This is a genomic window from Clavibacter tessellarius (assembly GCF_001618005.1).
In the GTDB taxonomy this organism is placed as follows: domain Bacteria; phylum Actinomycetota; class Actinomycetes; order Actinomycetales; family Microbacteriaceae; genus Clavibacter; species Clavibacter tessellarius_A.
Genome location: NZ_LQXA01000045.1, coordinates 1 through 16,551 on the forward strand (window position 1 = coordinate 1; position 16,551 = coordinate 16,551).

A 16,551-nucleotide genomic window follows, 5' to 3' on the forward strand; every position below is an offset into this window, starting at 1 on the left:
CGACGTGCGCCCGGCGCGCCTCGTCTCCCTGCTCTCCGCGCGGATCCGCGGCCGTCGCGGTCCGCCGCTCGGCCTGCTCGCCGCCTGACCCGCGCCCGCCGCGTCCCTCGAGGATCCCGGGCGCGGTCCGCGCCGCGCTCCCGCCGACGACCGCCCGCGCCTCGTGCGCCGCCGGTCGCCGCCGCGGTGCCGCGCGCTCCCGCACGATCCCGCACGCCCGGATCCGCACGGCCACGCCCGTGCCCCACCGAAGGACCACCATGCCCCGCACCACCCGCCTGCCCGCCTCCGCCCGCCCGCCGGGACGTCCCCGCCGGGGGCTCGTCGTCGCCGGCGCCGCTCTCGGCCTCGGTCTCGCCCTGTCGGCGCCGCTCGCCGCGTCCGCGCACGTCGAGCTCGACGCCTCCTCCACCGCCCCGGCCGCCCTCAGCGTCCTGACCTTCGCGGTCGGGCACGGCTGCGAGGGATCCGCCACGACCGCCCTCGCGATCCGCGTCCCCGCCGACGTGCAGGCCGTGAAGCCGACCCTGATGCCCGGCTGGTCCGTCGCCGAGCAGGAGGCGGCGGACGGCACGACCGTCACCTACACGGCCGACCAGCCTCTGCCCGACGCCCTGCGCGCGACCGTGCAGATCGAGGCGCTGCTCCCCGTGGGCGGCGCGGCCGGGGACGTGGTCGCGTTCCCGACGCTGCAGACGTGCGTCCAGGGATCCACCGACTGGGCGGACCTCCCCGCCGCGGGCGTCGAGCCCGACCACCCGGCACCGGCGATCACGCTGACGGGGGCGACCGGCACGGCGGCGGGCACGGCGACCGGCGCATCCGCGGCCGCCGCGGCCACGCCCGCCGCCGCCCCGGTCGACCCGGTCGCGCGTCTGCTCGGCCTCGGCGCGCTCGTCGTGGGCGTCGTCGCGGTGATGCTCCTCACCATCGGCATGCGTCGCCCGCAGCAGGGCGCGCGGCGATGACCGCCGTCGACGACCGGGCGGACGCCGCGGCCGCGGACGCCCCGGCCCCCGTCATCACCCGCCCGCCGCGCGGCTGGTTCCTCCCGCTGCTGCTCCGCCTGCACTTCCTGGCGGGGATCCTCGTCGGCCCGTTCATCCTCACCGCGGCCCTGAGCGGCGCCGCCTACGCGCTGTCGCCGTCGATCGAGCGGGTCGTCTACGCGCACGAGCTCCGCGCCCCCGTCACCGGCACGACGGTCCCGCTGGCCGCGCAGGTCGCGGCCGCGGAGGCGGTGGTCGGCGGATCCGGCACCCTCACCGCCGTGCGCCCCGCGCCCGGCCCCGGCGACACGACGCGCGTGATGTTCACGGGCGAGGGCCTCCGCGCGAGCGAGAGCCGGGCGATCTTCGTCGACCCGGCCGACGCGTCCGTCCGCGGCGACCTCCCGGTCTACGGCACCAGCGGCGCGCTCCCCCTGCGCTCCGCGATCAGCGACATCCACCGCACCCTCGGCCTGGGCGACGCGGGCCGGCTCTACAGCGAGCTGGCCGCGAGCTGGCTCGGCATCGTCACCCTCGCGGGCCTCGGCCTGTGGATCGCGCGCTGGCGCCGGTCGCCGCGCCGCCGGGACCTCGTGCGGCCCGACCGCCGTGCGACGGGCTACCGGCGGATCCTCTCCTGGCACGCCTCGACGGGCGTCTGGCTGGTCGTGGGGGCGCTGTTCCTGTCGGCGACCGGGATCACGTGGTCGCAGTTCGCCGGCCAGAACGTGACCGACCTCCGCGCCGCGCTCAGCTGGCAGGCGCCGACCCTGCCGACGGCCGTCGGCGCGGGCGCGGGCGCGAGCGGGGGAGCGGCGGCGGATCCGCACGCCGGCCACCACGGCGGCGCTGCGCCCACGACGACCGCACGCGTCGATCCGGCGACCTTCGACGACGTGCTCCGCGTCGCGCGGGGCGTCAACGTCGACACCGGGCTCGTGGAGATCAAGCCCCCGTCAGCCGCGGGGACGGCGTGGACCGTGAGCGAGATCCAGCGCTCGTTCCCCACGCAGGTCGACCAGGTGGCCGTCGACGGCAGCACCCTCCAGGTGGTCGGCCGCACCGACTTCGCCGACTACCCGTTCCCCGCGAAGCTCGCGCGCTGGGGCGTCGACACGCACCAGGGGACGATGTTCGGGCTCCCGAACCAGATCCTCCTCGCGGTGACGGCGCTCGGCATCGCCGCCATGGTCGTGTTCGGCTACCTGATGTGGTGGAAGCGCCGTCCCGGCGTCGCGCGACCCGGCCGCCCGGCGCCCGCGGGCGCGCTCGTCCGGGCGCCGTGGTGGGGCATCGCGGCGGTGGTCGCCGTCGGGCTCGGCGTGGGCCTGTTCCTGCCGCTCGTCGGGATCCCGCTGGTCGGCTTCGTGCTGCTCGACGCGCTCGTCACGGCGGCGCGGGTGCACCGCGCGACTCCGTCCGCGGGCTGATCCGCGCCGGTCGGCCGCCGCGTGCGCGTGGCGGCCGGCGCGGTCCGTCCCGGAGCGTGCCCCCGGGTGCCCGTGGCAGCGGGGCCACCGGCGCGGGGGCTCCGCATGATCATCACGCGCCGTCGAGGCCGTCCGGCGAGTCGGGCGTCCGACGGCTCAGCGCGCGCTGCGCGGCGGCCGCGGCGACGGCCGCGAGCACGACGGAGACGGCCGCGAGGATCAGGCCATCGACCACGACCTCGCCCGAGAGGATCAGGCGCGGTGCTCCGACGCTCAGGACGAGGAGCAGGACGACGGTGAAGGTCCGCCGGGATGAGCCGAAGAAGTACGACACCAGCGGCCGTGACGCGACAGCGAGCGCGGGTACCGCGAGGGCCCCCGCGACGACCGCCGCTCCCAGGAGGAACGGGGCCGCGTCGTCCGGGCCGTCACGCCATGCGGTCACGGCGGCCCAGAGGCTCCCCCACGCGCCTCCGAGCAGGAGCGGATGCAGCCATCGTGCGAGGTCTCTCACGGGTTCGCTCTTCCTCTCTCGTCGTGTCGGCCGATGTCGACGACGTCAGCGCCATGCCTCCTGCCACGAGGCCGGCGGTGGTGGTGATGCGGTGACGGTAGGCGCGCATCTCGCCTCCATCGAGCGCCATGCGGGTGCTGTCGAATCTACGCAGGGGTCCCCGGAGGACGAGGCGGTCGCCGCGTCGGGTCGCCGCGCCGGGGGCGTCAGGCCGCGGGCGCCGGCCCCGTCGACGCCGCCACGTGCAGCCGGCACGGCAGCAGCGCGTGCGGCAGCTCGGCGGCGGCGCCGTCGAGGCGCGCGAGCAGCATCTCGACGGCGAGGCGGCCGAGCTCGGGACCCGGCGCGTCCATGGTGCTGAGGGCGGGCTCGACGAGCGCGCCCACCTCGGTCGACGACGCGAGCGACAGGATCGACACGTCGTCCGGCACGCGCCGCCCGGCCGCGTCGAGCCCCGAGATGAGGCCGCGCGCCGCCTGGTCGTTGAGGATCAGGACCGCGGTGAGGCCCGGATCCGCCGCCAGCAGCTCGCCCGCCGCGGCCCGCCCGCCGACCGGCGTGGGCGGGCAGCGCACGACCGCGGCGGCGCGCCCGCGCGACGCGCACTCCGCCCGGAACGCCCGCTCGGTGCGCGTCGTCGGGCCGTACCCGCGGAGGGGCCCGCCCTCGAGGTCCTCCACCATCAGCCCGAAGCGCCGGTGCCCGAGGCCCTCGAGGTGGTCGATGCCCTCGGCGACGGTGCGCTCGAAGTCCATGTCGACGAACGGCAGGTCGCGGGTGTCGGCCGTGCGCCCGATCGAGACGAAGGGCACGTCGAGCGCGCTGAGGTCGGCGATGCGCGCGTCGTCCATGCGCACCTCCATCACGATGACGCCGTCGACGAGGCGCCCGGAGACGAGGTCGGACACGTCGTCCGGCGACGTGCCCGTCGGCCAGAGCACCAGGTGGTAGCCGAGCTCGGAGGCACGCGTGGCCGCGCTCATGAAGATCTCGAGGGCGATGCGGCTGAGGCGCTGCACGTCGGCGGGGAACAGCAGCGCGATGATGCGGGTGCGCTTGCTGGCGAGCGCGCGGGCCACGACGTTGTTGCGGTAGCCGAGCTCCTGCATCGCCTCGGTGACGGCCCGCCGCGTCTGGTCGGACACGGCCTTGGTGCCGTTGACGACGAACGAGACCGTGGCGATCGAGACCCCCGCGCGTGCGGCGACCTCTCGCATGGTCGGGATGGCGGCTCCTCGCGGTCGGCGGTCGCGCGCGGTCGCGTGCGGGCGGGATGCGCCTCAGCGTAGCCCGGGGTCAGGCCCCGCGGGCGTCGCCAGCGGCCCGTGCGCGCTGGCGGTCGAACGCCGCGCGGAGGGGAGCCGTGTCGTAGACGATGTGCAGCCGGGCGATGCGCCCCTCCGCGTCGAGCTCCGCCACGTCCACCACCGAGAAGGGGGCGGGCTCACCGCTCGCGAGGACCCAGTCGAAGTCGAACCAGAACGCGACGGTGGGCGTGCCCTCGTCATCGGAGCGCATCACCCGGCGGAGGTGGAGGCGGGCTGCGCCGGTGTCGGCGAAGAGGGCCGGATAGAACCGGGCGGCCGGCAGGATCCCGTACAGCGGGGAGTGCACGACGCCGTCCGGGGAGAAGAGAGCGAGCGCCGCCGGGACGTCCGCGTGCTCCAGCGCCGCGAGGTAGCGCTCGACGAGGAGGTCAGGCACCGCGGGTGCGCAGCGAGGAGGTCGCGCCGCCGACCGGCGGACGCACGCGCGTCACGGCGATGAGCAGCCCGGAGATGACGCAGAGCGCGACGGTGAGCCCCACCACGTACTCGCCGACCGAGAGGTAGCCGCTGGGCGAGGAGGACGGGTCGAGGAACCCGTACGGGTAGTAGGTGGAGCTGCCGGTGACCTGGTCGCCGGTGAAGGGGCCGCGGCCGAGCGTGACCCCGATCCAGACGAGCGGGAAGATGATGAGGCGGCCGATGGCGCCGCCGCCGAGGCGGGTGCGGTCGGGCGCGATGAGCCAGTCGAGCAGCACGACGATGGGCACCGCCACGTGCACGATCTGGTTGGCCCAGTCGAGCTGCAGGGCGGGCGGGCCGGGCTGGCCGCGCAGCAGCAGGTTCCACACGATGCCCGTGATGATCAGGTAGACGGTGGACGACAGACGCAGCGTGGCCCAGGCGACGCTCGCATCCACCTTCCCGCGCGCCAGGCGCAGGCCGCCGACGGTGAGCACCACCACGCCGAGCAGGTTCGACTCCGTGGTGAAGAACAGCATGAAGTCGAGCGACTTCCCGGCGATGCCGGGGATGCCGAGGCTGATCCAGTAGGCGTAGTTGACGTGGTACTGGGCGATGACGCCGACGAGGGCGGCCGCGGCCGTAGCGAGCCGGACGGCGGAGAGGAAGATGCGCACGCGATACGTTCGCACGCCTGCGCGCGGGGCGGGTCCGACTGTCCACGGACCGCGGTCGGATCAGCCGATGCCCGGCGGATGCCCAGGCCAGCGCCCGCGGCCGAGCGGCGGCCGGGCGGCTCAGGCGGAGGTGGATCCGCGCCGGGAGCTGCCGATGCGGAGGAGCGCCGACTCGATGGACCGCGCGTGGGCCGCGGGCGACACGGACGCCGCCAGCCGCGATGCCGCCTCCACCGGCGCGTCGAGCAGGCCGCGATCCCGGGCGAGCCGCATGACGGCCGCGGCCAGGCCTTCGGCGTCGGTCCCGTCCGCGAGGATCGCCGCATCGCCGAACTCGGCGCCGAGCACGGGGTCGCTGACGATCACCGACCGGCCCTCCGCGAAGGCCTCCATCGCGATCATCGGCTGGTTGTCGAAGCCCAGCGACGTGACGACCGCGGCGTGCGCTCCGCGGAGGAGGGCCGTGACCGCGGAGCTCGGCACGCGTCCGTGCAGGGTGACCCCGGGCGGGGCGCTCGTCGGGAGGACGCCGCCCGCGAGGTCGAGGTGCACCACGCCGGGTCCCGCGCGCTCCGCGACGACGGCCATGGCGTCGAGCATGACCCGGAGGCGCTTCTCGGGCGCGAAGCGCGCGGCCCAGACGAGGCGGAGGGGCCCGCCGGCCGGGAGCGGGGCCGGCTCCGCGCGCGTGGCGCAGCTCGTGTTCGAGACGACCTCGACCGCCGGGAGGCCCGCGTCCCGCAGGGCGACGGCCTGATGGCGCGACGGCGAGAGCACGAGGTCGGCCTCGCGGCACACGGCGAGGGTGAGGCCGCGGAGCGCGCTGTCGAGCCGGCGCGGGGCGAGCCGCACGCGCGGGGCCGGCAGCCCGGTCATGAACCGGTGCATGCCGGTGGCGACGGGGGTCAGGAACCCGGCCCAGGCGGGGCCGCGCAGGAAGAAGGTGTGGACCGTGTGCATCGTCGGGATGCCCCGCCCGCGCGCGACGGCGAGGGCCGCTGCCGCCAGGCCGTGCTCCGAGTGCGTGATGACCAGGTCGGTGCCGGACCCCTCCATCAGCCGCTCGAGGTCGGCGCGCGTCGCGGCGTCGGCGCGGATGAGCGGGAGCCCCATGAACCGCATGCGGTAGGTGGGGGTGATGTCGTGCAGGGCGATGCCCGTGCCCTGCAGCTCCGGCGCCGACGTGGCGTCCGGGGAGACGACGGTGACCCGGTGACCGGCGCGCGCGAGGGCCAGCGCCTGCTGGATGACGGCCGTCTGGGCTCCGCCGAGGTAGGAGAACTCGTAGTCCATCACGAGGAGGGCACGGAGGGAGCTCACCCCGCGACGGTATCCGGCTCGGCCGTGTCCCGCATGCGGCCTGGGGAGATGTCCCCCGACATGGGGGTGCGGGAGCGCGCGGCGAGCGGTGGGGAGAGCGCGGCCGGCCGGCCTCAGCCCGCCCGCGCCCGCCGCAGGACCGCGACGACGATGGCGAGCGGCTTCATCCAGCTGACCTCGCCGAAGCGGTAGTCGTCTGCGCGCGCCAGGCGGTCGGCGAGGTCGGGGCGGGCGGCGCGCAGGTAGCCGCGGGCCTCCTCGGCGTGCACGGGGTCGGAGACGATGCGGATGGTGTCGGCGTCCTCGATGAGCGGGATCGCGTTCGCGACGTTCTCGCGCGTGCTCCGGCTCGCCTCCTCGAGGACGACGGGGCCCGCGTAGCCGCGCTCGCGGGCGTAGCGGGCGAGGATCCGCGCCTCGGGCTCGTCGCCCATCACGGATCCGCCGCACAGCACGAGCGTCGTGGACGCGGCGCCCGGGTCCAGGGAGCGGAGGGCCGCGTCGACGCGGAAGCGGTTGATCCGGTTGGCGCGCGGCCCGGCGTCGCCGAAGCCGAGCACGACGACGGCCTCGCGGCCCACGGTGCCGTCGGGACGGCCGGGTGCGCGGCCGAGGCCGCGCGTGCTCGCGAGGAGGTGGATCAACTCGCTCGCCGCCAGGATGCCCGCGACCAGGGCGCCCGCGGCGACGGCGCCCGCGACCACGGTGCCGACCGCGACGCGCGCGGCGGGAAGGGGCCGGCGGATCCGCATGGGCCCAGGCTACGGGGCGGTGCCGGCGCCGGCCCCGGTGCCGGTCAGCCCGCGGTGCGCGCGGCCTTCACGAACGCCACGACCGCGTTGGCGTGGCCGTGGCCGAGCCCGTGCTCGGTCTTCAGCCACGTGACGGCGCGCATGTGCGGCTCCACGTCGAGGCGGGCATCGGCGAGGTCGATCCAGTGCTGCACCGGCTGGCCGTAGGCGCTCTCGATGCTCGGGAAGTAGGAGGCGGGACCGTGGGGCTTCCGCCCGTCGGCCGGCGGGGGCGGGGCGACGATGCCGTGCGCGTTCATGCTCCGACGCTACCCGCGCCGTGCGGCGACGACCACGGCGGATCCGACGTCGGCGGAGCCCGGTGCGCGATCGCCTCCGTCGCGGCGGGCCGCGTGATCCCGCTCCCGCCCGTGTCAAGGGGGGAGACCGCTCCCCGCCTGGGGAATATGCTCGACGCATCGAGTTCGCTCGCCCGGACCCCGTGGCGGCTCGCCAGGACGCCGGCCTCCCCGGCGCTGCGCGACACGAGGCTCACATGCACACCACCACCAGCATCCGCATCGACGGCGAGCCGATCCAGCTCGCCGAGGACCAGGACGTCGAGGCGCTCAAGGCGCGCATCGTCGACGCCGTCACCGGGGGAGCCCGCTTCGTCGACTTCGTCGGCGCCGGCCACGTGGGGGTGTCCGTGCTCGTCACGTCGCGTTCCTCCGTGCGCGTCGAGGTGCACGAGCGCGAGGACGAGCCGGAGGATCCCGAGGAGCAGTCCACGAGCGCCGACCTCGACCTGTACACCTACGGCTAGCGGCGCCCGCAGCGACCCGGGACGACGCGGGGTCCTGCGCCGTCCCGGGCTGCGCGAGCGGGTGCACGCGCGTCATCGCGGTCGGCACCGGTCGCGTGGCTCGCCCTCGGGCAGTCCGGGTCCGGTGCGCCGCGGCACGCCTCGTGCGATGCACCGCGAGTCGAATCTATGCACACGCATCCCGCTGCGCCATCTTGGGGGCGACCCCTTGACTTCGGGGAGCAGCAGTCGACACGGCGCCCGGCCCGCGCGGATCCGACCCGTGGTTCAATGGCCGTGCCTCCTCCGGGAGGGCCTCCCCCGGGAGGCACGGCGGTGGGGCTCGCCGTCCCCGAACCTCGACACCCTCGTCGACGACAGTCCCTGTCTCACGGCACCGCCATGCCATCCGAGATGGGAGACCGCATGTCCGACCCCCGCGCGCACCTCGAGCGCCCGCCCCGCCCCGTCCACCTCCGCGCCTCGTCGCTCGGCCTCGTCGCCCTCGGCGGCGCCGTCGGCACGGGGCTCCGCGAGGCCCTCGCCCTCACGTGGCCCGCGCCCGCGGGCGGCCTGCCGGTGACGATCCTGCTGATCAACCTCGTGGGCGCCTTCGTGCTCGGCGCCCTGCTCGAGGGGCTCGCCCTCCGCGGACCCGACGAGGGACGTCGCCGCGGGATCCGGCTGCTGGTCGGCACGGGCGTGCTCGGCGGCTTCACCACCTACAGCGCGCTCGCGACGGACGCGGCGGTGCTCACGGGATCCGCCCTCGGCACGGCGCTCGCGTACGCGGCCCTCTCGATCGTGGTCGGCGCCGCCGCGTCGCTCGCGGGCGTCGCGGCGGGCGGCGCGCTGCACCGGCGCGCGGCGGCCGGACGCGGGACGGGGGCGGCATCGTGACCGGCCCCCTCGTGTTCGCGCTGATCTGCGTGGCCGGCGGCGCCGGATCCGCCCTCCGCCTCCTCGTCGACGGCGTCGTGAAGGGCCGCGTCGGCGCGTCGTACCCGTGGGGCACGACCGTCATCAACGTCACCGGCTCGTTCGGCCTCGGGCTCCTCACGGGCGCCGCCGCGCACGCCGGCCTCCCGCACGACCTGCTGCTGATCCTCGGCGGCGGCCTCATGGGCGGCTACACGACCTTCAGCACGGCCAGCCTCGAGACCGTGCGCCTCGCCCAGGCCGGGCGGCTGGGCGCGGCGCTCGCGAACGGCGTCGGCATGCTCGTGGCGTGCGTCGCGGCCGCGGGCGCCGGGATCGCGCTCGGCGGTCTGCTCTGATGCCGCTGCTCCCTGCGGCCGCCGCGGACCTCGACGGGCTGCGGGAGTTCCTCCGCGCCGCCGACCTTACGGTCGACGGCCTGGATGCGCCCGGCGCGCGCCTGTGGATCGAGCGGGACGCCTCCGGTCGCATCGTCGGCAGCACGGGCTTCGAGCTCGGGGCCGACGGGGAGCACGCGCTGATCCGCAGCGTGGCGGTCGATCCCGGGCTCCGGTCGTCCGGACGCGGCTCGGCCCTCGCGCGTCACGCGCTCGCGGCGGCGACGGCCGCCGGGGGGCGGCGCGCGTGGCTGTTCTCGCGGCGGTCGGGCCCGTTCTGGCACGGCCTCGGCTTCCGGGAGGTCGACCGCGACGCGCTCGCCGCGGCGCTCCCGGACGCCCGCCAGGTGGTCGCGTTCCGCGCGAGCGGGCAGCTGGCGCGCGAGGTCGCGTGGTCGCGGGCGCTGGGGGACGTGTCGCCCCGCGCCGAGGCTCGCGGGACGAGCAGCTCGGCCGCCGACCCCGACCCGACCCCCGCCGCGGCGGAGGATCCCGAGCCCGGCTGGACCACCACCGACCGCCGCGACCTGCACCGCGGCCGCGTCGTGCTGGTCGACCACGGCGTGCTCCTGCCCGACGGATCCGCGTCCCGCTACGAGGTCGACGAGAGCGTGCCGTTCGCGGTCGCGACCCTCGTGATCGACGGCGACACCGTGCTCCTGTCCCGCCAGTACCGCTACCCGCTCGGGCGGTGGATCCTCGACCTCCCCGGCGGGGCGGGGAACGCGGGCGAGGAGCCCGCCGACGCCGCCCGCCGCGAGCTCGAGGAGGAGCTCGGCCTCGTCGCGCCGGAGGTCCGGCCGCTCCGCACCCACGCCGTGAACCCGGGCCGCGCGTCGTGGCTCGTGCACGTGTTCGCCTGCACGACGCCGACCACCGCGGGCACCGCCGACCGCTCCGACCCGTCCGAGCAGGTGCGCCTCGTGCGGATGCCCGTGGCCGAGCTGGATGCCCTCATCGCCGCGGGCGACGTGGTCGACCCGACCCTGCTGATCGCCCGCGCCGCCGCCGCCGAGCAGGGGCTGCTGCCGCCGGTCGCGCCGCGCTGAGCGCGCGGGCTCACCCCAGCGCGACCACCGCGCAACCCAGGAGGAACCCCGCCTGGATCGCGGTGCGCAGCGGCAGCGGGGTCGTCGGGGCGGCCGGATGCGGCACCCCGCGAGCCGCGCGGACGTTCGCCGGGAACACGGCCAGCAGCAGGAGCGCCAGGCCGATCGCGGCCGCGGTGCGCAGCGGCGGGATCAGCAGGCCGACCGCGCCCGCGGCCTCCAGGAGGCCGGTGACGGTGACGACGAGGCCCGCGCGGGGCACGTGCGGCGGGACGATGGCGACGAGCCCGCTGCGCCGCGGCTCGACGAAGTGCGCGCTCGCGGCCAGCGCGAAGCCCGCGGCCAGGCCCACCGCGACGGCGGGCGGCCACGCGTCGAGCGCCGGCACCGCGAGTCCGAGGATCCGCGCCGCCACGGCCACGACGACGGCGGTCGCGAAGGGGATCATGCGACCCTCAGGCGCGCCGCGCGTACGTCAGCACGGCGTCGCCCCGGCTCGTGACCGATCCGATCATGCGGCCGAGGCCCGCGCCGAGCTCGGGGTCGAAGGAGTCGTGCGGGAACCGGTGCGGCGCCTCCGCGACGCCATCGACGGACGCGAACAGGCCGGCGGTCAGCGTGCGCAGGGGGATCCTCCTCGGGCGGCGGGTGTGCACGCCATGATCCGGTGCCGCGGCGGTCGCGTCCACCGCCGTTGCGGATCCGAGTGTGGTTAACCGCTTTACACGACCCCCGATCCGGTGTTAGCGTCGCCGCCATCGGGTGCGCGACGACGCCTCCCGGATCGCCGCGGAGCTGGCGGATCGGGAGGTCGTCGCACCCCGGACCCACCGCCACCTCAAGGAAGAGACCACGCGATGTCCCCTCGATCCACCGCCCGCCGCCGCCTCGTCGGCGCCGCCGCATTCGCGGCCACCGTCCCCCTCGTGCTCGCCGGCTGCTCCGGCGGCGGCGGGGGCGGATCCTCGTCCGGCGGGGATCCGAAGACCATCACCGTCACCGACTACTACAACGAGGGCAACGACGACACGGTCATCGGCGACACCCTCCAGAAGTGCGGCGAGTCGCTCGGCGTCACCATCAAGCGCACGTCGATCCCGGGCTCGAGCCTCATCCAGAAGGTGCTGCAGCAGGCCTCCTCGCGCACCCTCCCCGACGTGCTGATGCTCGACAACCCCGACCTGCAGCAGATCGCCAAGACCGGCGCGCTCGCCCCGCTCGACGACTTCGGCATCTCCACCGACGGCTACGCGAAGGGCGTCGTGGACGCGGGCACCTACGAGGGCAAGACGTACGGCCTCGCGCCCACCGTCAACACGATCGCGCTGTTCTACAACAAGAAGATGCTGGCCGACGCCGGGATCCAGCCGCCCACCACGTGGGCCGAGCTGAAGACCGCGGCCGCCGCGCTCAAGGACGGCGACCGGTACGGCATCGCGATGGACGCCAACGCCACCTACGAGGGCACCTGGCAGTTCCTGCCCTTCATGTGGTCGAACGGCGGCGACGAGAAGGACATCGCCACCCCCGAGACCGCGGAGGCGCTCCAGCTCTGGACCGACCTCGTGAAGGACGGCTCGGCCTCGCAGAGCGTCGTCAACTGGACCCAGTCCGACGTCAACGACCAGTTCATGGCCGGCAAGACGGCGATGATGATCAACGGCCCGTGGCAGATCCCCGCGCTCACCGAGTCGGGCGTCGACTACGGCATCGCGGAGCTCCCGGCGCCCGAGGCCGGCGGCACCGCCGTGGCCCCGCTGGGCGGCGAGGTGTGGACCGTCCCGCAGACGGGCGACAAGGCCAAGCAGCAGACCGCCGCGAAGGTCGTCGAGTGCCTCAACTCCGACGAGAACCAGCTCGAGATGGCCACCAAGCGCTTCACGATCCCGTCGAAGACCGCCGTCGCCACCGAGTTCGGCCAGAAGGTGCCCGCGGAGCAGGTGTTCGTCGACCTCGTCGCCGACGCCCGCGCCCGCACCGGCGAGCTCGGCGAGGCGTGGCCGAAGGCCGCCACGAAGATCTACACGGCCGTGCAGTCGGCGCTCACCGGGCAGGCCTCCCCGGAGGACGCGCTGAAGAACGCCGAGCAGGGCTGATGGCGACGACCGCCGTCCCCGCCCGCCCGGCCGCGCAGGCTCCCGGGCGGGCCCGGGGCGCCGGGGTCGCGGCCGAGGCGTCGCGACCCGGTCACCGTCGTCCCCGCTTCCGGTGGGAGCGCTTCTTCCAGGCGATGTTCCTGGTGCCGGCGGTCGTCTACCTCGTGCTCTTCTTCGGCTTCCCGGTCGTGAAGAACATCGTCATGAGCTTCCAGGAGTACACGACGACCACCTTCTACACGGGGGAGGCGCCCTGGGTCGGGTTCGCGAACTACGCGTCCGTCATCTCGTCGTCGATCTTCTCCACGGCGCTGCTGAACACGTTCCTGTTCACGGCCGGGTCGATCGCCGGCCAGTTCGTGATCGGGCTCGTGCTGGCGCTGTTCTTCCGACGGTCGTTCCCGCTCAACGGGCTGCTGCGGGCGCTGCTGCTCCTGCCGTGGCTGCTGCCGCTCATCGTCTCGAGCGCGGTGTGGAAGTGGATCCTCGACCAGGACTCCGGCGTGCTCAACCAGTTCCTGCTCGGCACGGGCGCGGTGCAGGACCCGGTGCCGTGGCTCACGAGCCCGGCGTTCGCGCTCATCACGGTGATCGCGGTGAACGTGTGGATCGGGATCCCGTTCAACACGACCATCCTCTACGGCGGCCTGCAGGACATCCCGCCGGAGCTGTACGAGGCCGGATCCCTCGACGGGGCCACCGGCTGGAAGGGCTTCCGGCACATCACGTGGCCGCTGCTCCGACCCGTGGTGGGCGTGGTGCTCGTGCTCGGCGTCGTCTACACGATCAAGGTGCTCGACATCATCCTCGGCCTCACGAACGGCGGGCCCGCGAACTCGACGCAGACCATCGCGACGCAGTCGTACACGCTCTCGTTCCAGCAGTTCGACTTCGGGTCGGGCGCCGCCCTCAGCAACATCCTCATCGTCATCTCGGCGGTGTTCGCGGTGGTCTACCTCCGCGCGAACAGGAAGGCCGTCGATGACTGACACCGCCGCCCGCACCGGTCTGCCGCGTCCCGTCGGGTCGCGGGGGCCGCGCGCCGACCGCAGCTGGATCTCCACGGCGATCGGCATCGCGATCCTCGCCGTGATGCTGTTCCCCGTCTACTGGATGGTCAACATCTCGCTGCAGCCCGCGGGCCCGGCCATCCAGGCCGCGTGGTTCCCGTTCGAGGCGCAGTTCGGCGGGTACGCCACCGCGCTCCGCGAGCAGGGCCAGGCGCTCGGCACGAGCCTCGTGATCGCGCTCGGCAGCGTGGTGCTGAGCCTCGCGGTCGCCACCCCGGCGGCCTACGCGCTGGCGCAGTTCAAGTTCAGGTGGATCAACGCGGTGCTGTTCGGGATCCTCATCTCGCAGATGATCCCCGGCATCGTCGTCGCGAACGCGCTCTACGCCGCGTACAACGACGTGGGGCTGCTCAACTCGATCCCGGGCCTGATCCTCGCGGACTCCACGGCCGGCATCCCGTTCGCGATCCTCATCATGCGGGCGTTCATGGCGAACATCCCGCCGTCGATCATCGAGGCCGCGAAGGTGGACGGCGCCGGGAACTTCCGGGCCTTCCGCTCGATCGTGCTGCCGGTGAGCCTCAACGCCGTGATCACGGCCGGGCTCTTCACGTTCCTCTTCACCTGGAGCGACTTCCTGTTCGCGCTGACGCTCACGACCACCGACGACGTGCGCCCCATCACCCTCGGGATCTACCAGTACATCGGGACGTACACCGCGGACTGGAGCACGGTGATGGCGACGGCCGTGCTCGCGTCGCTCCCGGCGATCGTGCTGCTCCTCGCGGCGCAGCGCTTCATCGCGGCGGGCGCGACGGGCGGCGCGGTCAAGTGATCCGCCCGCCGGTGATCCGCCTCCCGCACGCCCGCGCCCCCGACGGCGCATCCGTCGCCCCCGACACCCGAACCACCCCATCAGAAGGAAGACCATGACCGACACCACCTCCCCGCTCCGCGTCACCGTCTGGGGCGAGAACCGCCACGAGCAGATCGAGCAGCACGTGCAGGAGCGCTACCCGACCGGGATGCACGGCGCCGTCGCCGAGGGCGTGCAGGAGAACCTGCCCGGGGCGCACGTCGAGATCGCCACCATGGACCAGCCCGAGCACGGCCTCACCGAGGAGCTGCTCGCCCGCACGGACGTGCTCACCTGGTGGGGCCACGCGGCCCACGCCGAGGTGGACGACGAGATCGTCGAGCGCGTGCACCGTCACGTGCTCGCCGGGATGGGCCTCATCGTGCTGCACTCCGGGCACTGGTCGAAGATCTTCACGAAGCTCATGGGCACCACGTGCACCCTCCGCTGGCGCAGCGAGCACGACCGCGAGCTGGTGTGGACCGTGAACCCGCAGCACCCCATCACCCGCGGCGTGCCGAACCCCATCGTCATCGACGAGCAGGAGATGTACGGCGAGTACTTCGACGTGCCGACGCCCGACGAGCTCGTCTTCATCTCGGGCTTCACAGGCGGCGAGGTGTTCCGCAGCGGCATGACCTACCGCCGCGGCTTCGGCCGGATCTTCTTCTTCTCGCCCGGCGACCAGGACTTCCCCGTGTACCACCACAAGGACGTCCGCCGCGTGATCGCGAACGCGTGCGAGTGGGCGCGACCTACCCAAGAGCGCGAGACGCCGACGCTGCTCCGCTACGAGTCCGGCGAGTTCTTCCAGGGCGCCGACTACGCCGGGGCGCTCGAGCGATGACGGACGCGGGGGAGCGCACGCCGGAGCGCACCGGCGCCGACCACCGGATCGTCGCGCCCGCCGACGGCGCGCGCCTCCGGGTCGTGCAGGTCGGCGCGGGCGGCATGGGGCAGCAGTGGCTGCAGACCGTCGCCGAGGATCCCGACGTCGAGCTCGTGGGCGTCGTCGACCTCGACGAGCAGGCGGCGCGGGCCGGCGCCGCGGCGCACGGGGCGACGGCCGCGTGGTCGACCGACCTCGGCGAGCTGATCGAGCGGGTGCGGCCCGACGCGGTGATCGACGTCACCATCCCGCGCGCGCACCACCCCGTCACCACGCAGGCGCTCTTCGCCGGGATCCCCGTGCTCGGCGAGAAGCCCGTCGCGCTCACGGTCGCGGAGGGGCTGTCGCTCGCGGCCGCCGCCGAGATCACGGGCGAGCTGTTCATGGTCAGCCAGTCGCGTCGCTACAACGACCACCTCGTCGCGCTCAAGCGGCGGGCGGCCGACCTCGGCGGCGTCGGCATCGTCACGACCGAGTTCTTCAAGGCGCCGCGCTTCGGCGGGTTCCGCGAGGAGATGGACGACGTGCTCCTCCTCGACATGGCCGTGCACCAGTTCGACGCCGTGCGGTACCTGCTCGACGCGGATCCCGTGAGCGTCCAGTGCGAGTCGTACAACCCCGTGTGGAGCTGGTACCGCGGCGACGCCGGTGCCACCGCCGTATTCACGTTCGAGGGCGGCGTGCGGTACGTGTACACGGGCAGCTGGTGCAGCCCGGGCGCGGAGACGTCGTGGAACGGATCCTGGCGGCTGAGCGGCGCGCACGGCACCGCGCTCTGGGATGGCGACCACACGCCCACGAGCGACGTGCCGGATGCGCCCAACGGGCCGCCCGCGGAGCCCGCGGCCGCCGAGTCGGTGGGCGTCGAGATCGCCGGGTCGCTCCGCGCGTTCGTGCGCGCGCTGCGGACGGGCGAGCGGCCGCACGGCGAGGTGCACGGCAACGTGATGAGCCTCGCGATGGTGGAGGCCGCGATCGAGTCCAAGGACGCGGACGCGCGCGTGGCGATCGACGACGTGCTCGAGCGCGCGCACGCGACCGCGCTCGCCGACGAGCGGCGCGACGACGTGCGCGCGCGGCTCGAGTCGTGGCGCGGCCCGGGGGTGCGCCGGGCGCTGCAGGAGCAGGCGGGCGGGGCGCCG

The 16,551-nt window shown here is 74.8% G+C and carries 21 protein-coding genes; 11 read left to right on the top strand and 10 right to left on the bottom strand.

What is annotated here, in order from left to right; translation table 11 throughout:
* Positions 1-262 (bottom strand): hypothetical protein (locus AWH51_RS16395; protein WP_217491920.1); only part of this gene is annotated, 262 nt, incomplete at its 3' end.
* Between AWH51_RS16395 and AWH51_RS11985 the strand changes: the two genes are divergently transcribed.
* Both AWH51_RS11985 and AWH51_RS11990 read left to right on the top strand, forming a co-directional pair.
* Complete coding sequence (locus tag AWH51_RS11985; RefSeq protein WP_063072303.1) at positions 261-968, top strand: YcnI family protein; 708 nt, start codon at positions 261-263, stop codon at positions 966-968. The two genes, AWH51_RS16395 and AWH51_RS11985, sit on opposite strands and share 2 nt — an antisense overlap.
* Positions 965-2,419 carry a PepSY-associated TM helix domain-containing protein gene (locus AWH51_RS11990; protein WP_063072304.1) on the top strand — a complete coding sequence of 485 codons (1,455 nt, stop codon included), beginning with the start codon at positions 965-967 and terminating at the stop codon, positions 2,417-2,419. The genes AWH51_RS11985 and AWH51_RS11990 overlap by 4 nt, the downstream gene beginning before the upstream one ends.
* Positions 2,420-2,531: 112 nt before the next feature.
* On the opposite strand, the gene AWH51_RS16075 is transcribed toward AWH51_RS11990, so the two are convergent.
* From AWH51_RS16075 to AWH51_RS12025, 7 genes are all read right to left on the bottom strand, one after another.
* A complete protein-coding gene (locus AWH51_RS16075; protein WP_063072305.1) occupies positions 2,532-2,933 on the bottom strand; it encodes a hypothetical protein in 402 nt (133 codons plus the stop codon).
* A 206-nt stretch (positions 2,934-3,139) separates the two neighbouring features.
* A complete protein-coding gene (locus AWH51_RS12000; RefSeq protein WP_063072306.1) occupies positions 3,140-4,150 on the bottom strand; it encodes a LacI family DNA-binding transcriptional regulator in 1,011 nt (336 codons plus the stop codon).
* Between the two features lie 79 nt (positions 4,151-4,229).
* Complete coding sequence (locus AWH51_RS12005; protein ID WP_063072307.1) at positions 4,230-4,637, bottom strand: nuclear transport factor 2 family protein; 408 nt, start codon at positions 4,635-4,637, stop codon at positions 4,230-4,232.
* On the bottom strand, positions 4,630-5,337 hold the full coding sequence (locus tag AWH51_RS12010) for a Pr6Pr family membrane protein (RefSeq protein ID WP_254654566.1): 708 nt from the start codon (positions 5,335-5,337) through the stop codon (positions 4,630-4,632). The genes AWH51_RS12005 and AWH51_RS12010 overlap by 8 nt, the downstream gene beginning before the upstream one ends.
* Positions 5,338-5,457: 120 nt before the next feature.
* The gene (locus AWH51_RS12015) at positions 5,458-6,657 is read right to left on the bottom strand and encodes a glycosyltransferase family 4 protein (RefSeq protein ID WP_254654567.1); all 1,200 of its coding nucleotides are present in this window, start codon (positions 6,655-6,657) and stop codon (positions 5,458-5,460) included.
* A 113-nt stretch (positions 6,658-6,770) separates the two neighbouring features.
* The gene (locus AWH51_RS12020) at positions 6,771-7,409 is read right to left on the bottom strand and encodes a YdcF family protein (RefSeq protein WP_063072309.1); all 639 of its coding nucleotides are present in this window, start codon (positions 7,407-7,409) and stop codon (positions 6,771-6,773) included.
* Positions 7,410-7,453: 44 nt separating this feature from the next.
* Entirely contained in the window at positions 7,454-7,708 is a 255-nt protein-coding gene (locus AWH51_RS12025) for a DUF4287 domain-containing protein (RefSeq protein WP_063072310.1), read from the bottom strand.
* Positions 7,709-7,944: 236 nt separating this feature from the next.
* Between AWH51_RS12025 and AWH51_RS12030 the strand changes: the two genes are divergently transcribed.
* From AWH51_RS12030 to AWH51_RS16510, 4 genes are all read left to right on the top strand, one after another.
* Positions 7,945-8,214, top strand: a complete 270-nt coding sequence (locus AWH51_RS12030) for a hypothetical protein (RefSeq protein WP_063072311.1) — start codon at positions 7,945-7,947, stop codon at positions 8,212-8,214.
* A gap of 405 nt (positions 8,215-8,619) precedes the next feature.
* On the top strand, positions 8,620-9,093 hold the full coding sequence (locus tag AWH51_RS12035) for a FluC/FEX family fluoride channel (RefSeq protein ID WP_063072312.1): 474 nt from the start codon (positions 8,620-8,622) through the stop codon (positions 9,091-9,093).
* Positions 9,090-9,470, top strand: coding sequence for a fluoride efflux transporter CrcB (gene crcB, locus AWH51_RS12040; protein WP_063072313.1), 381 nt, complete (start codon positions 9,090-9,092; stop codon positions 9,468-9,470). The genes AWH51_RS12035 and crcB overlap by 4 nt, the downstream gene beginning before the upstream one ends.
* On the top strand, positions 9,470-10,558 hold the full coding sequence (locus AWH51_RS16510; protein ID WP_254654568.1) for a GNAT family N-acetyltransferase: 1,089 nt from the start codon (positions 9,470-9,472) through the stop codon (positions 10,556-10,558). The genes crcB and AWH51_RS16510 overlap by 1 nt, the downstream gene beginning before the upstream one ends.
* 10 nt (positions 10,559-10,568) lie before the next feature.
* Here the strand turns inward: AWH51_RS16510 and AWH51_RS12055 are convergent, their stop codons facing one another.
* Entirely contained in the window at positions 10,569-11,006 is a 438-nt protein-coding gene (locus AWH51_RS12055; RefSeq protein ID WP_063072314.1) for a hypothetical protein, read from the bottom strand.
* A gap of 7 nt (positions 11,007-11,013) precedes the next feature.
* Positions 11,014-11,214 (bottom strand): hypothetical protein, encoded by a 201-nt coding sequence (locus AWH51_RS12060; protein ID WP_063072315.1) that lies wholly within the window; start codon positions 11,212-11,214, stop codon positions 11,014-11,016.
* A 201-nt stretch (positions 11,215-11,415) separates the two neighbouring features.
* Here AWH51_RS12060 and AWH51_RS12065 point away from each other — a divergent pair, with 201 nt between their 5' ends.
* From AWH51_RS12065 to AWH51_RS12085, 5 genes are all read left to right on the top strand, one after another.
* Positions 11,416-12,654 carry a sugar ABC transporter substrate-binding protein gene (locus AWH51_RS12065; RefSeq protein ID WP_063072316.1) on the top strand — a complete coding sequence of 413 codons (1,239 nt, stop codon included), beginning with the start codon at positions 11,416-11,418 and terminating at the stop codon, positions 12,652-12,654.
* On the top strand, positions 12,654-13,643 hold the full coding sequence (locus AWH51_RS12070) for a carbohydrate ABC transporter permease (protein ID WP_063072317.1): 990 nt from the start codon (positions 12,654-12,656) through the stop codon (positions 13,641-13,643). Before AWH51_RS12065 ends, AWH51_RS12070 begins: the two co-directional genes overlap by 1 nt.
* Positions 13,636-14,499, top strand: a complete 864-nt coding sequence (locus tag AWH51_RS12075; protein ID WP_107490201.1) for a carbohydrate ABC transporter permease — start codon at positions 13,636-13,638, stop codon at positions 14,497-14,499. The genes AWH51_RS12070 and AWH51_RS12075 overlap by 8 nt, the downstream gene beginning before the upstream one ends.
* 94 nt (positions 14,500-14,593) lie before the next feature.
* Positions 14,594-15,367 (top strand): ThuA domain-containing protein, encoded by a 774-nt coding sequence (locus AWH51_RS12080; RefSeq protein ID WP_063072318.1) that lies wholly within the window; start codon positions 14,594-14,596, stop codon positions 15,365-15,367.
* Positions 15,364-16,551: Gfo/Idh/MocA family protein (locus AWH51_RS12085; protein ID WP_063072319.1), on the top strand; the 1,188-nt coding region annotated here is incomplete at its 3' end. The genes AWH51_RS12080 and AWH51_RS12085, both read left to right, overlap by 4 nt.